The sequence below is a fragment of the Catenulispora pinisilvae genome, from assembly GCF_015356865.1.
In the GTDB taxonomy this organism is placed as follows: domain Bacteria; phylum Actinomycetota; class Actinomycetes; order Streptomycetales; family Catenulisporaceae; genus Catenulispora; species Catenulispora pinisilvae.
Genome location: NZ_JAAFZA010000283.1, coordinates 1 through 12,189 on the forward strand (window position 1 = coordinate 1; position 12,189 = coordinate 12,189).

Annotated in this window: 15 protein-coding genes; 8 read left to right on the top strand and 7 right to left on the bottom strand. The window is 68.2% G+C overall.

The features are described from left to right. Positions 1–24: 24 nt before the first annotated feature. A complete protein-coding gene (locus IZR01_RS42905) occupies positions 25–243 on the bottom strand; it encodes a hypothetical protein (RefSeq protein ID WP_194891005.1) in 219 nt (72 codons plus the stop codon). Between the two features lie 200 nt (positions 244–443). Between IZR01_RS42905 and IZR01_RS42910 the strand changes: the two genes are divergently transcribed. Further along, on the top strand, positions 444–962 hold the full coding sequence (locus tag IZR01_RS42910) for a hypothetical protein (RefSeq protein ID WP_194927177.1): 519 nt from the start codon (positions 444–446) through the stop codon (positions 960–962). Between the two features lie 202 nt (positions 963–1,164). On the opposite strand, the gene IZR01_RS42915 is transcribed toward IZR01_RS42910, so the two are convergent. Next, complete coding sequence (locus IZR01_RS42915; protein ID WP_228561229.1) at positions 1,165–1,443, bottom strand: hypothetical protein; 279 nt, start codon at positions 1,441–1,443, stop codon at positions 1,165–1,167. A 466-nt stretch (positions 1,444–1,909) separates the two neighbouring features. Between IZR01_RS42915 and IZR01_RS42920 the strand changes: the two genes are divergently transcribed. After that, a complete protein-coding gene (locus IZR01_RS42920; RefSeq protein WP_194927179.1) occupies positions 1,910–2,968 on the top strand; it encodes an alpha/beta fold hydrolase in 1,059 nt (352 codons plus the stop codon). Between the two features lie 102 nt (positions 2,969–3,070). Next, complete coding sequence (locus IZR01_RS42925; protein ID WP_194927180.1) at positions 3,071–3,595, top strand: DUF4303 domain-containing protein; 525 nt, start codon at positions 3,071–3,073, stop codon at positions 3,593–3,595. Between the two features lie 129 nt (positions 3,596–3,724). Here IZR01_RS42925 and IZR01_RS42930 read toward each other — a convergent pair whose 3' ends face one another. Next, on the bottom strand, positions 3,725–4,318 hold the full coding sequence (locus IZR01_RS42930) for a TetR/AcrR family transcriptional regulator (RefSeq protein ID WP_323746026.1): 594 nt from the start codon (positions 4,316–4,318) through the stop codon (positions 3,725–3,727). A gap of 120 nt (positions 4,319–4,438) precedes the next feature. Between IZR01_RS42930 and IZR01_RS42935 the strand changes: the two genes are divergently transcribed. Further along, on the top strand, positions 4,439–4,813 hold the full coding sequence (locus IZR01_RS42935) for a VOC family protein (protein ID WP_323747257.1): 375 nt from the start codon (positions 4,439–4,441) through the stop codon (positions 4,811–4,813). Then, a complete protein-coding gene (locus IZR01_RS42940; RefSeq protein WP_194927181.1) occupies positions 4,810–5,832 on the top strand; it encodes an LLM class flavin-dependent oxidoreductase in 1,023 nt (340 codons plus the stop codon). Before IZR01_RS42935 ends, IZR01_RS42940 begins: the two co-directional genes overlap by 4 nt. 62 nt (positions 5,833–5,894) lie before the next feature. On the opposite strand, the gene IZR01_RS42945 is transcribed toward IZR01_RS42940, so the two are convergent. Next, positions 5,895–6,626 (bottom strand): SDR family NAD(P)-dependent oxidoreductase, encoded by a 732-nt coding sequence (locus IZR01_RS42945; RefSeq protein WP_194927182.1) that lies wholly within the window; start codon positions 6,624–6,626, stop codon positions 5,895–5,897. A 95-nt stretch (positions 6,627–6,721) separates the two neighbouring features. Between IZR01_RS42945 and IZR01_RS42950 the strand changes: the two genes are divergently transcribed. Then, the gene (locus IZR01_RS42950; protein ID WP_194890997.1) at positions 6,722–7,573 is read left to right on the top strand and encodes a LysR family transcriptional regulator; all 852 of its coding nucleotides are present in this window, start codon (positions 6,722–6,724) and stop codon (positions 7,571–7,573) included. A gap of 110 nt (positions 7,574–7,683) precedes the next feature. On the opposite strand, the gene IZR01_RS42955 is transcribed toward IZR01_RS42950, so the two are convergent. Beyond that, positions 7,684–8,550 carry a phosphotransferase gene (locus IZR01_RS42955; protein WP_194927183.1) on the bottom strand — a complete coding sequence of 289 codons (867 nt, stop codon included), beginning with the start codon at positions 8,548–8,550 and terminating at the stop codon, positions 7,684–7,686. Between the two features lie 243 nt (positions 8,551–8,793). Between IZR01_RS42955 and IZR01_RS42960 the strand changes: the two genes are divergently transcribed. Both IZR01_RS42960 and IZR01_RS42965 read left to right on the top strand, forming a co-directional pair. Beyond that, positions 8,794–9,159 (top strand): hypothetical protein, encoded by a 366-nt coding sequence (locus tag IZR01_RS42960; protein WP_194927184.1) that lies wholly within the window; start codon positions 8,794–8,796, stop codon positions 9,157–9,159. 365 nt (positions 9,160–9,524) lie between these two features. Then, positions 9,525–10,589 (top strand): hypothetical protein, encoded by a 1,065-nt coding sequence (locus IZR01_RS42965; protein ID WP_194927185.1) that lies wholly within the window; start codon positions 9,525–9,527, stop codon positions 10,587–10,589. A 257-nt stretch (positions 10,590–10,846) separates the two neighbouring features. On the opposite strand, the gene IZR01_RS42970 is transcribed toward IZR01_RS42965, so the two are convergent. Together IZR01_RS42970 and IZR01_RS42975 are read right to left on the bottom strand one after the other, a co-directional pair. Further along, positions 10,847–11,419 (bottom strand): DUF4240 domain-containing protein, encoded by a 573-nt coding sequence (locus IZR01_RS42970; RefSeq protein ID WP_194927186.1) that lies wholly within the window; start codon positions 11,417–11,419, stop codon positions 10,847–10,849. A 114-nt stretch (positions 11,420–11,533) separates the two neighbouring features. Then, on the bottom strand, positions 11,534–11,965 hold the full coding sequence (locus tag IZR01_RS42975; RefSeq protein ID WP_194927187.1) for a GNAT family N-acetyltransferase: 432 nt from the start codon (positions 11,963–11,965) through the stop codon (positions 11,534–11,536). Positions 11,966–12,189: the final 224 nt, after the last annotated feature.

A 12,189-nucleotide genomic window follows, 5' to 3' on the forward strand; every position in this document is an offset into this window, starting at 1 on the left:
GCCCCGCCGCACCCCCTCCCCCACTCAACTCGGGTAGACGCGCAGCCGACCGACGCCGTCGGCCTCCACCCGCAAGCGCACCCGCCCGAGCGCGTGCTGGATCCGGGCAACGGTCTCCGGGCCGGCCAGGCCCTCGACGACGACCACCGACCGGCGGCCGTCGATGTGGACGGCGGCCGGGAAGCCGCCGAGACGGTCGACCTCGGAGGCCACGGCACGGGCTAACGGGATGAGGGGTTCCACGCCTCCGGATCCTACTCGAACATATTTTCGCACCAAGGGCGGGGGGTTGCGGATCATGAGCCCTGGTGCGACGTGACTTGATACGTGGCACTTTGACTCGATAGATGGCGCCAAGATCGATACCGAGGTGATCTGGCTGGTCGGCGCTGTCGCTCGAGCGGAAGATCTCCCGCCGGCGGCGTTGCTCGTAGGCTTGCCGCATGGCCTCACTAGGTAGTCACGCGAACGTGTATGAGACATGCCTTCAGCTCATGAATCGTCGGGGCTACAGCCTTGAGGCGGAATGTCCCGACGACGAAGACGACGAGGGGCTGAGCATGTGGTTCGCGGCGAAAGACGGATTCACCTTCGCGGCGGACAACCCGATCGAGTTGCTCGGCCTCGTCACGGTATACGAAGACGTGCAGCCGAAGGAAGACCAACCTTATTGGTGGCGCGAGAAGACTGATTGGAGCAGACCAACGCTGGGGGAACAACTCCTCGACCAGGCGATCGCCGTCGAGGAAGCCCGCGTGGCAGAGTTCGCCGCGCTGAGACAGAGCGACCCGCGAGCCTGGGAGGCGGAGGTCCGCGCGGCCGTTGCAGAAGTCTGGGACGGCGTCCTCAATGAAAGGTTCTGGGTCCACGCCTTCTACGACGCGGCGTCCACTCTGCGGATCCCCCGCAAGGAACTGCGACACGTTCTCGAAGATCCGCACTTCGCTGACCTACGAGGCTGATGCGCGCCTCAGGAGTCATGGGTGGTGCCAAGCAAGTTGGCGCCCCCACGCCACATGTCGAGGCACGAACCGCACAGAACTCCAGTCCGGACCGTTGCCCAGGTGCCAGCTGTCGAGTCCAGTCACACCTGGATGTGCCCTTTCGCGGTAGGTGGCACTCTTTCTCGATGGCTGACACCAAGATCACGGCGACGTGGGTTGATCAGCTTCCTGGCAGACGTACCTGGCGCGAGTACACCGGCGGAGTGCCGTCGGCTGGTGCGGGCTCGTCGTAACACTCAAGAAGCAGGTCGCCGCACAGATCGTCGAGCTCGTGGGGCGCTTCCTCCAGCAAGGCGTCGGCCCACGCTTCGAGGGGCGCCTTCTTCAGCGCAGCGTTCGGAACCTGCCTGACCGGCTCGGGACCCATCACGGTCCATCCCGGCTCACCGTCCGCACGGAACAGCAGCCGCCACCAATACTGCTGCCAGTAGGGCTTCATCGACGAGGACCAGCTTTCCGACAACGACGTCCGCGAGCAGCCATCGTTCCACACGCGACATGGTCGTCAGCCAGGCGACCGTGAAAACGCACCTCAACCACGTCCTGGCCAAGCTGGCGCTGGAGGATCGCGGGGCGCTGATCGCCTGGGCCTGGCGCTTCGGCCTGGTCGACAACACCGAGCGGTAGCGGCGCAGACTTCAACCCGGTTTGCACCCCTGGGTTGAAGTAGTTCGGGGCGCGTCGGCGGATGCTCTTAAACGTGACAACGGCCGACTGGTTCATCGACATCGCGCTCCTGCTCATCGCGCTTCTCCAACTGCGCGAGGAGCGGTTGACCACCGCCCACCGCCCGGGCGTCCAGGTCTGAGCGCCCACGTCTGACTGCCCACATCTGAGCCGCGGAACAGCCCACAGCTCATCTTGCTCAACGCCCCACCCACGCATGATCAGCACGGAGGTCCCTCATGTCCGCATCGCACCACACGCCGCGTGCCCTCGCCCTGCCTCGGCTGGCCGTGGCCGTCGCCACGGTGGCCCTCGGAGCGGTCGCCTGCTCGTCCGGCGGCGGGTCCGCGACCAGCGCTCCCAGCAGCAAGGCCAGCAGCGAGCCGAGCAGCAGGCCGAGCACGCAGGCCACGGCAACGACCGCTACCCCGGCGGCGTCGACCATCGTCCCGGACTCCGCCCCGAGCGGGCCGGGTGCGTTCCTCGGGCCGGTGCGGCAGATCCCGGTCGGCGGCATCAAGATCGGCTACCGCCAGTTCGGCTCCGGCCCCGAACTCATCATGGTCATGGGCGACACCGGCACCATGAGCGACTGGACCGTCGACCTGCTGAGCCAGCTCGGCCGGCACTACCACGTCACGATCTTCGACAACCGCGGCGTCGGCTACACCACCGACGACACCTCGGTCCCCGACACCATCGCGCTCATGGCGGATGACACCGCCGGTCTGATCAAGGCGCTGGGTCTACAGCACCCCACGCTGCTCGGCTGGTCGATGGGCGGCGAGATCGGCCTGACCGTCGCCGCGCTCCACCCGGGTGCGATCGGCGCGCTCGTGAGCACCGGCGGCGACCTCGGCGGCAGCCAGGCCGTCAACACGCCGCCCGCCGTGGCCGAGGAGCTCAACAGCCCCAAGACCACGGGGCCGCAGATGATGGACCTGCTCTTCCCCGCCGACGCCACCGCCGCGCGGACCGCCTACATCAAGCAGCTCGGCCTGATCCCGCCGGAGAAGGTCAGCGACGAGACGCTGCTGCGTCAATACCAGGCCGGACAGGCATACGGGTCCTTCGAGGGCACCTGGGACAAGCTGCCCGACAGCACCATCCCGATGCTGATCACCAACGGCTCCCTCGACGAGATCACCCCGCCCGGAAACGCAGGCATCATCACCGCGCGGGCCAAGCACGCCAAACTGGTCATGTTCCCTGACGCCGGCCACGCGATGCTCGTCCAGGACTCCGGCCAGTTCGTCTCCCTGGTGACTCAGTTCACCACGGCGTCCGGCATCGAATAACAGACCATTTCGGATGGCGCCCGCCGCGGCTCGGCCGACGAGCCGCGGCAGGCACTCGGCATACTGGAGCGATGAGACTGCGCTGTGGCAACGGTTGCCGTCGTGCCTGACGACGAGGCCTGGCTGAAGACCGAGGTAGAACGCGCGGCACGGGAGACCTTCGTCGGGCTGATCAACGCTCGTCCGGGTGCGGATTACTGCGGGTACGCTCTGTACTCCGACGCGAGCGCGATGACTGTGTGCTGCGCCGTCAACACCCGCTCCCACCTGGCTCAGCTTCAGTCCGAGGATCCGGCCGAGGCGAAGTACTACCAGTGGAGTCCGGCGGAGTGGTCGATGGAGAACGTCACCGCCGAGCGGTTCGCGCCGATCAGCCGCCGACTGCGCACCGAGGATCGGCCAGACGCGGAGTTCACAAGGTTCAGAGACGGCGTGTACGAGGCCTGTGTAGCGGCACTCGAATCGTTGGTCGCCGCCGGCATCTTCGGCACGGGCGCCGATCATGTCGTCGTCTTCGCGGTCTCCGACCCCGACGACCTGGATCCGGCGCTCGAAGCAGAGTGGGTGCGCCGTCTCAATCCGCCAGACCAGGCCGATCAGTTCGCCCGCTGGCGCGACAGGGCCTAGTGCAGCCGTAGGCACGCTTTACCCCGATCGGCCGTCAGCCATCAACCGAAGGCTCCTACCGCACCTCGGAGCAAGTGCCGAGAAACCTGGCGCTGGGTCCGGGAGCCCGCAGGCGCCCGCAGGCTTCGTCTACGTCGTCGGCATCACGAGTTCGGGTCCGCACAGCTCGGCGATCTCTGATGCGAGAGCCGTGAACGGAAGGGGCCGAATCGCTTGTTGAACAACGGTTCCCAGCAGGTAGGACAGTAAGGCATGGGCGCGGGGGGCCGCGTGCGCGATCGGGATGTCGGTCAGGAGTGCGGCCAGCAGCTCGGTGGCCGCGTGATGCATGCCGTCGATGGGACCGGTCCGGGATCGTTCGCCGGCGTCTACCCAGTAGGCGAACCACAGCCGTGCCGTGCTCGGCTGCTGCCGGAAGATCTCAAGGTAGGTGCGCACTGCGGCCCAGAACCGCTCGGAGGGATCGGCGTGGCGGTCTGCGGCGGCTCGGACCAGGCTCAGAAACGCGGTCAGGTGCGCGGCCATCGCCGCGTCGACGATCTCGTCCATGTCCTGGAAGTAGTAGTGGATCGCGCTCTTGGTCAGCGGGCTCTCGTCGGCCACCGCGCGGGCGGTGCACGCCGCCAGACCGTCGCGGGCCAGGATCCGCTGGGCCGCCTCGATGATCTGCCGCCGCTTGGCGGCGTGCTTGGGCGAGAGCGGCTCGGGCTCGGGTGCGGTCACGACCACCAGACTAACGGTTCGGCTTGCATAGTCAGGACACTCGTCCTAAGTTTTCAGGACAGGCGTCCTGAAAATTTCGGCGCCCGACACGCTACGAACCCGCGAACGGAGCCACGCACCGTGACACCGCCTTTCGTCTTCATGGACCTGCGAACCGCCGACATCGAAACCTCGCGCGACTTCTACACCCGGATGTTCGACTGGACGGTGAACGAACTCTCCGCCGGCGGGGCGACAGTGCCACTGTTCGGCGACGCCGACCAGCCGTGGGGCGGCTTCACCACGCTGACCGCGGACGACCGACGAACACCGCAGTGGGTCCCCTACGCCCCGGTCGACAACCTGAACGACGCTCTCTCACGCGCCATCGACCTCGGCGCGACACTGATACGGCCGCGCACAGATCTGCCCGCCGGCTCCGTCGCCGTCATCGAGGACCCGGGCGGCGCGACCATAGCGCTGTGGCAGGCGGCGGCCACCGGAGCAACGACGTGACCGACCGACCCGCCCTCTCCTGCGCTCTGGTGCCGACCGCAGATGTCGTCGCCCAGGCCCGACTCGCCGAACAGCTCGGTTACCGCCGCGTCTGGCTGGCCGATGCTCCCGCCCTGTACGGAGACCTATGGGTCGCAATGGCCCGCATCGCCACCGGCACCGAACACATCGGCATCGGCGCCGGCGTGACGGTCCCGGGCCTGCGCCACCCGATGGTCACCGCCTCAGCGATCGCATCCGTCGACGAACTGGCCCCCGGCCGCCTCATCGTGGGGCTCGGCACCGGCTACTCCGCTCTGAACACCCTCGGACGCAAACCCGCCACCTGGGCACAGACCGCCGCCTACTACCGCCAAGTCCGCGCACTTCTAGACGGACAGACCATCGACATCGACGGCCGAGCATGCCGCATGATGCAACTCCCCGACCTGCAACTCCCCGGCCTCGGCGCGCGACGCCCGATCAAGGTCCCGCTGTGGCTCGCGGTGTCCGGCCCGAAAGGCATCGCGACAGCCAGGGAACTCGCCGTCCCCGGGGTCATCTGGACCAGCACCCCGACGGAGCACGGCGACTGGGCCGACTCGGCGCTGCTGCGGTTCGGCACCGTGCTCGACCCCGGCGAGGACCACACCCACCCCCGAGTCCTCGAGGCCGCCGGACCCGGCTACACCGCGATGGTGGTGCACGCCGCCTGGCAGCACTCACCAACCGCGGTCGACCACCTTCCCGGGGGCACGAAATGGCGCGAGCGGGTGGAACAGGAACAGCCCCCAGAACGCAGGCACACCATCGTTCACGAGGGCCACATCGTCCGGCTCGTCGACCGTGACCGAGACGTCGCCACCGCCGCCGGGCCGACCCTTCTGGACATCGGTTGGAGCGGCGACGCCGCCTCGATACGGGACCGATTCACTCAAGCCGCTGATTCAGGCGTCACCGAAGTCATCTACATCCCCGCAGGCCCCGACATCGCGCGGGAGCTGACGGCCTTCGCCTCCGCAGCGAGCTTGTTCGCGTAACCGGAACGGTGCGGAACGTTGGCGCGGGCGAAGCGGCCTCACCTCGGCAAGTGCGCCGTGCATCACCAGGGCACTACACCGGCGTCGTCGAAGAATTGGCCGGTCGGGCCGTCGTCGGGCAGGGTCGCGAGTTTGATGGCGATCGCCGCGCCCTGTTCGGGGGTGCGCACGCCGCGGAAGCCGTTGAGGTCGGTCGCGACGAAGCCGGGGCAGCCGGCGTTGATCAAGATGTTCGTGCCGCTCAGCTCCCGGACGTACTGGAGGGTGACGGCGTTCAGGAACGTCTTCGACGTCGCATACGCCGCGGACACCGGGCCCGCCGTCTGCTCAGGAGTGGGTCCTGATTGGCGGGCGAGGGAGCCGACGCTGCTGGACATGTTCACGATCCGTGGTGAGGCGGAGCGGCGCAGCAGCGGCAGCATCGCGTTGGTGACGCGGACGACGCCGATCACGTTGGTCTCCACGACCGTCCGGATGGTGGCGGGGTCGACGTGGGTGGGTTCCTGCGGCATGCCGCCGGTGATGGCGGCGTTGTTGACGAGCACGTCGAGGCGTCCGGCCTGTTCCTCGATCAGCCGCGCGGCGGCGGTCGCGCTCGCGTCGTCGGTCACGTCCAGGGGTACGCCGAACGCCTCGACGCCGGCCGCGCGCAGTTTCTCCACCGCGGCGTCGCGGCGCTGTTCGTCGCGGGCGCCGACGCCTACGCTCCAGCCGAGTGCGCCGAGGCCCGCGGCGATCTCGTAGCCGATTCCCTTGTTCGCACCCGTGACCAACGCAATCGTTCGTTCGCTCATGGGGACCATGCTGCTCGCGGGCCCCGACCGGGGTCCAACACTGATCGGGTGGGCAACGATACCTTCCAGGTATCGTTGCGGGATACCGTGGCGGTATGGAGACCCGGGAACTGCGGTACTTCGTCGCCGTCGCTGAAGAGCTGCACTTCGGGCGCGCCGCACAGCGGCTCGGGATCGCGCAGCCACCTCTATCGCGGGCGATCCAGCAGCTCGAACGCCGACTCGGGGCAGCGCTACTGGATCGGACCAGCCGCACCGTCACGCTGACCGAGGCCGGCTCGGTGCTGCTGACCGAGGGCCGGGCGGCCCTCGACGCGGTCGACGCCGCCGAGCGCCGGACCCGCCGCGCCGCCCTTTCCCCGACCGGCCGTCCCGGCCTGGTCCTGGCCACCAAAGCCAGCGCGTCACGCGAACTGCTGGCGAAACTGCTCGACGCGTACGCCGCCGAACCCGGCGCGGTCCCCGTCGACGTCATCCTGTGCGGCCCCGCCGAGCAGGAACGACTCCTGCACGAGGGCCGAGCCGACGTGGCGCTGCTGCACCGGCCGTTCGACTCCACGGCCGGGTTCGACACCGAAGAGCTCAGCACGGAGGGCCAGGTCGTGGTCCTGCCGGCCGGGCATCCGCTCGCCGTTCGGGCCCATGTGCACATGGCCGACATCACCGGGCTGCCGGGCCTGCCCCTGCCACGCTGGCCCAGCCCCGACGGCACCTACCCGCCCGGCCCCGGCCCGCAGGTCCGCGACCACGCGCAGTTGTTGCAGCTCGTCGCGCTCGGCCGAGCTTGCGCGGTCTCACCGGAATCGTGCCGCGCCCAACTGCACAGTGACCTCGCCGCCGTACCCGTGCTGGACGCGCCGAAGGTCACCACCGTGATCGCCTGGCCATCGCACAGCCGGTCAAGAGCCGTCGCAGACCTTGTCCGGACTGCGATACGTCTCCAGTAGTTCCAACCCCCCTGGCCAGGTGCCACCTATCGTGGCCCGGCTGCCCCGTCTCAGCGAACCTGGCGCATCCGGCGAAGCCCAGAGGTGGCGGGACGTACTTTCGGCGCCTTCTACAAGCCGTCCAGTCGTCTCGTCACCGTGTCGAATGACGGCCAGGGAGGGCCCTCGCGCAGCAAGCGCAGGAATTCCTCCCCGAATCGCCTCCCGTTCGGAAACTGGTCGCCGAGTTCCCAACGCCACGCTGCGAGCATCGCGAAGACGAGCTGTCGGCACTCGTCCAGCAGTCCTCGATCGACGTTCGGGTAGTGCTCGCCGACCGCCTCGGGAGCGTGGGCGAGGTCGAACTCGACCGGTCCGCGGCAGCATGTCTCAAGGTCGATGAACAACGGGCCGTGCTTCGTGCTGAGTAGATTGCCCGACCACGGCTCGCCGTGGAGCAGTTGTTCCGCTGCGCCGCGGTCCTCGATCGCCTTGCGCAGGCTTCCCAGCCTGGCGCTGAGAAACACGCGGTCCGCGTCGGCGAGCTCCGGCGAGAGATCCGGGTTGGCGACGATTTCCTCCGCCTCCGCGATCCGGTCCGTGAACCGCGGGCTCGGCACGTCGACCTTGCGCATGCCGGCGTGCAGCCGCTCCAGCGCCTTGGCGTATTCGGCTGGTGAGACGTGAGGTGTCACGGGCTCGTAGTAGGTCCACAGCGTCACTGCGAAGCCATCGCGCGTGTACACGCGCGGGTCCACCCGAGCCTCCAAGGGACACACCGGGCCGCCGGCCTCGGTGAGCCGCTGAGCGAGCTCGATTTCGAACTGTGCAACCTCTTGCCCCACCAGGGCGACCCGGGCGAAGACGTCGCATGGGGTAAGCCGCAGTGCCAGCTTGTTCGAGTTCTGCAGGATGACTGCGTCGTCGACTGGCAGCCCGAGCGATGCGGCGACCGAAGTCGCAGCCGTGATCGCACGTGTGATGCCGGACTTCTCCATTCCCGGATCTTGGCATCGATGAGCGAGGGCGGGCTAATGAATTCGTAGCCCCACCGTGGATGACACCCCGACCGCCTCGACGCGCCCTGCCCGTGACTCTCCGCGGGCGTCAGACCAGGAGACCTCCTAGCCGCGTGTGCCGGGTCGTAGGTCTGCATAGTGCCGGACGGGGCCAGGCCGGGAGAGCTGGAACCCATGCCGCACCAAGCTCGCCGCCTTTGGCACAGGTGCGAGGATGCGGGAGTGTATAGGTACCTGACCGTTCGCTCGGACGACCGCTACGGCGAGAGCGTCCCGGTGGATGTGCTGGTGGAACTGCTGGAGTCGGTACCCGGCCTTCGCCGGACTGACCTGGCTTTCTACGAGGCTGAGGCCGACCTCGACTGGCTCCATCTGGCCCTGATCGCGTCCGACGGCGCCGGCAACTACGCCGTCCGCAAGGGAAAGGTGCCTGAGCGGGTCAACATGGTGGAGCTGATCTGTTCCTCCGGCTGTCCCCGGGCCTACGAAAACGCGCGAGCGCTGGCAGTACGGATGGCCGACGCGCTCGGTTGGGAGGTCGCTGACCCCGATGCCGACGAAGTCCTGCAAGCCGGGCCGACCGGCTGACTCTCGGCGGAGAGCTCGACGACCTGTGCTCTGAGCCGTACAGGTCAACTGTCCTGTCGCGGTGAGTCTGGATAGTCTCGGCGAAGGCCGTTGCTCGGCGCGAAAATACGAGGCGGGCGAGGCACGCCGGTTGGTAGTCTCCCCGCTGTGAAGTGACCTCCCAGGGATGCGGCCCCTCACTGGCCGCCGCCCGACGTGTCAGAACAAGCCCTGACCGCCGCGCCCCGTCGCGCCGACGTGGGCGCGCCTTCCCTGGAGAGATCCCGATGCCTTACCCTGTCTCGACTTCGCGTGTCTCCACCGCGCCCGGACGGCTTCTGGTCGACTGGTCAACCTATCCGCCTGTCGGCCATGTGATCGAGGGCTTGCAGATTGCCGGCGCCTACGCCGCCACCAATCCGGGCCTTGCCGTCTCCCTCGCCTTGCCCTATCGCTCCCCGCTCGAACTGGCCGAGTGCTGCGACTTCCTTGATGCCGTGTACCCGGTGACGTTCGACCCGACCGAGACGGGATTCCCGGACGCCCCCTACGCGAAGGTGCCACGCGATTTCGAGTGGACGTATCGCTGCTACCGGCGCGATGACCCGACCGAGCAGGCCAAGTTCCCCCGCCTCGCCCAATTGTCCGATGCCGCAGCCGCGCACTTCACGGCGCCCGGCAACGCCCCCGGTCTTCCCCTCCGGCCTGAGCAGCACCTGCGGCTGCGTCTTCCGGCGCAGGCGCGGCAGGAGGCCGAGCAAATCCTCGCGCCGCATTTGGGCTCCGGTCCGGTGCTTGCCGTGCTGCCCAGCGGGGGTGGAGGACGAGCCAGCTACCCGTCCACCGGATCCTGGCTCCTGATGCTCCGTGAACTACGCGCGGCATGGCCGGACGCGACTATCGTCCTGATCGGCAAGACTGCCGGGGCGCACAGGCGCCGCTCCAGCGCGATGCCGCACAGGGACGCAGCCGAATTGATGGCCGCGGTCGATGCGGTCGACGGCTATGACCTCCCGCTGCTGGTGCAGTTGGCGCTGGTCCAACGCGCCGCGCTGCTCCTCTCACCGCACTCAGGATTCTCCTTCGCCGCGCTCGCGGTCGGCACGCCTTGGCTGGCGCTCTCCGGCGGAGCTTGGTTCGAGTACTTCCACAACGGGGTGCCCTTCCACTCACTTCTGCCAGATACAGTGCGCTTCCCGTCCTTCGGCGGTGTCACCCACCAGACGGAGGACGGTGACGGCAGCGGCGTGCGCGAGGCGTCGATGACCCGGCAGCGGATCGAGGAGACCGTCCCCGAGCTGTTGGAAGCAGCCAACGACCTCATCGAAGGCCGCCGGAACTACGAGGAACGCCTCGCGGCCTACTTCCCACGCCTGCTTTCCGCATTGGGCGGCGACAAGTCGGCGATGGCCTCCTGGGACCGGGTCCACGAGCGGTTCATCGAGGCGTGACACGCCAGCTTCCCGGACCACATCAACTGGGGCAGCGACCGGCAGTCATGTTCTTCGGGCCGCCTCGGCCGGGAGACCTCGGGACCTGCGACCCGTGTCTCGGCTCATCTGGTCGTCGCAGGTCGCGGCCGTTGCCGCGAAACAGATCCATTGAGGCAGGACAGGCACCGCCTATCGAGTCATGTGCCTATCGAGTCATGTCACAACAGCTGTTCTTGATCGCGGTAGGTGGGGTCGGTGATCTGCCCCTCATCCCCTCAGTCCAGGAAGAGTGCCGCGAGGCGGGGAAGGTGGTGCCTCATCGCGTCGTCGTCCTCCGGGTCCCAGTTGCCACCGCTGGGCAGTTCGGGACGCGTCATGCCTTTGATCGCGGCCTCCAGCGCCGTGTCGAATGTGTCGGTCTCGCCCCGGGCCCTTTGATACGCATCCTTGATCAGGTAGCTCAGCGTCTCGTAGCCGATCCAGCCGCCCTCGTCGCGACTCATCCTGAGGACCACCGATAGATCGGCCAGGGAGTCGGGATCGGCCACAGCACGCTTGAACGTCTCGTGCCCGAGCAGCATCAGTCCGTCGCGGAAGTCCATGAACCCATCGTCCGTGAAGCTGCCCTCGATCAGAAAGGCTGCCCACATCAGCGGATACCGCTCCGCGGAATCGGTCAGCTCCACGTGCTTCACGTAGAAGTCGATGATGTCGGCCGGCTCCAGCGCGGCGAGTACGTCTACCAGCGCGTCGGGCAACGGGTCATCGGGCGGGTCTCTATCGTCGGCCCGGTCGCCGACTGCGGCGCGCGCCTGCTCGACGATGCCCCACCACGTGCTGATCTCCATGACCCCGGATCGTAGAAGCCGCCCCTGACAGGATCGCCACCATCCACGGACCGCAGCCGCATGCTGCGCCAACGTCAATGCAGTGACTCTGTTCGTCTCCGGAGCCAGCGCCGCCTACCCCGCGAACCGATAGAGCTTCGAGTCGCGCACGGCGAAGCCCAGCCGTTCGTAGAGGCGGTTGGCTGCGGCCCGGGATGCGCGGGAGGTCAGGTCGAGGGAGCGGGCGCCGGCCTCTTGCGCGCGCCGGATCGCGTCCTTCGTCAGGGCGGCGCCGACGCCGAGGCCGCGGGCCGACTCGTCCACGACCACGTCCTCGATCCAGGCGCGCAGGCCGGTAGGGGTGGGGAAGGTCACCAGGGTGAGGGTGCCGACGATCGCGGTGTCGTGGCGGGCGAGCAGGGTGGTCAGGCCGGGCCAGTCGGCCAGCCGGCTGAGGGCGTCCGCGTCCAGCGGGGCGGCGCTGGACGACAGTTGCGGAAGGAGGCGGGCGAACGCCTCGACGATCTCGGCGGTGGGGGTCTGGAGGACCTCGATCTCGACTGACATACCCGGATCCTAGGTCGCGGCCAGGGCCGGGAGGATTTCGACGCAGCGCCGGTCGGCGCCGGTTATGTTGTGCGGATGCCCGCTTCCGCAGAGATCCCAAGCCCGGCCGCGCTTGAAGCCCGTTTGACGGAGGTGCACGGCGCGCCGGTGGTCGTCGAGCGGTGGGATCGGCTTGAGCCGTGGGCGATCGCGCGGGCGCGGGTCTCAGGGGGCGGGGACGGTGG

What these genes read in the sequence shown, in the direction of transcription:
- IZR01_RS42955 (WP_194927183.1), bottom strand. Translation starts at nt 8,550, where the DNA reads ATGGAGAAGTCCGGCATCACACGTGCGATCACGGCTGCGACTTCGGTC.
- IZR01_RS42945 (WP_194927182.1), bottom strand. Translation starts at nt 6,626, where the DNA reads ATGAGCGAACGAACGATTGCGTTGGTCACGGGTGCGAACAAGGGAATC.
- IZR01_RS42915 (WP_228561229.1), bottom strand. Translation starts at nt 1,443, where the DNA reads ATGAAGCCCTACTGGCAGCAGTATTGGTGGCGGCTGCTGTTCCGTGCG.
- IZR01_RS42975 (WP_194927187.1), bottom strand. Translation starts at nt 11,965, where the DNA reads ATGTCAGTCGAGATCGAGGTCCTCCAGACCCCCACCGCCGAGATCGTC.
- IZR01_RS42920 (WP_194927179.1), top strand. Translation starts at nt 1,910, where the DNA reads ATGTCCGCATCGCACCACACGCCGCGTGCCCTCGCCCTGCCTCGGCTG.
- IZR01_RS42950 (WP_194890997.1), top strand. Translation starts at nt 6,722, where the DNA reads ATGGAGACCCGGGAACTGCGGTACTTCGTCGCCGTCGCTGAAGAGCTG.
- IZR01_RS42970 (WP_194927186.1), bottom strand. Translation starts at nt 11,419, where the DNA reads ATGGAGATCAGCACGTGGTGGGGCATCGTCGAGCAGGCGCGCGCCGCA.
- IZR01_RS42910 (WP_194927177.1), top strand. Translation starts at nt 444, where the DNA reads ATGGCCTCACTAGGTAGTCACGCGAACGTGTATGAGACATGCCTTCAG.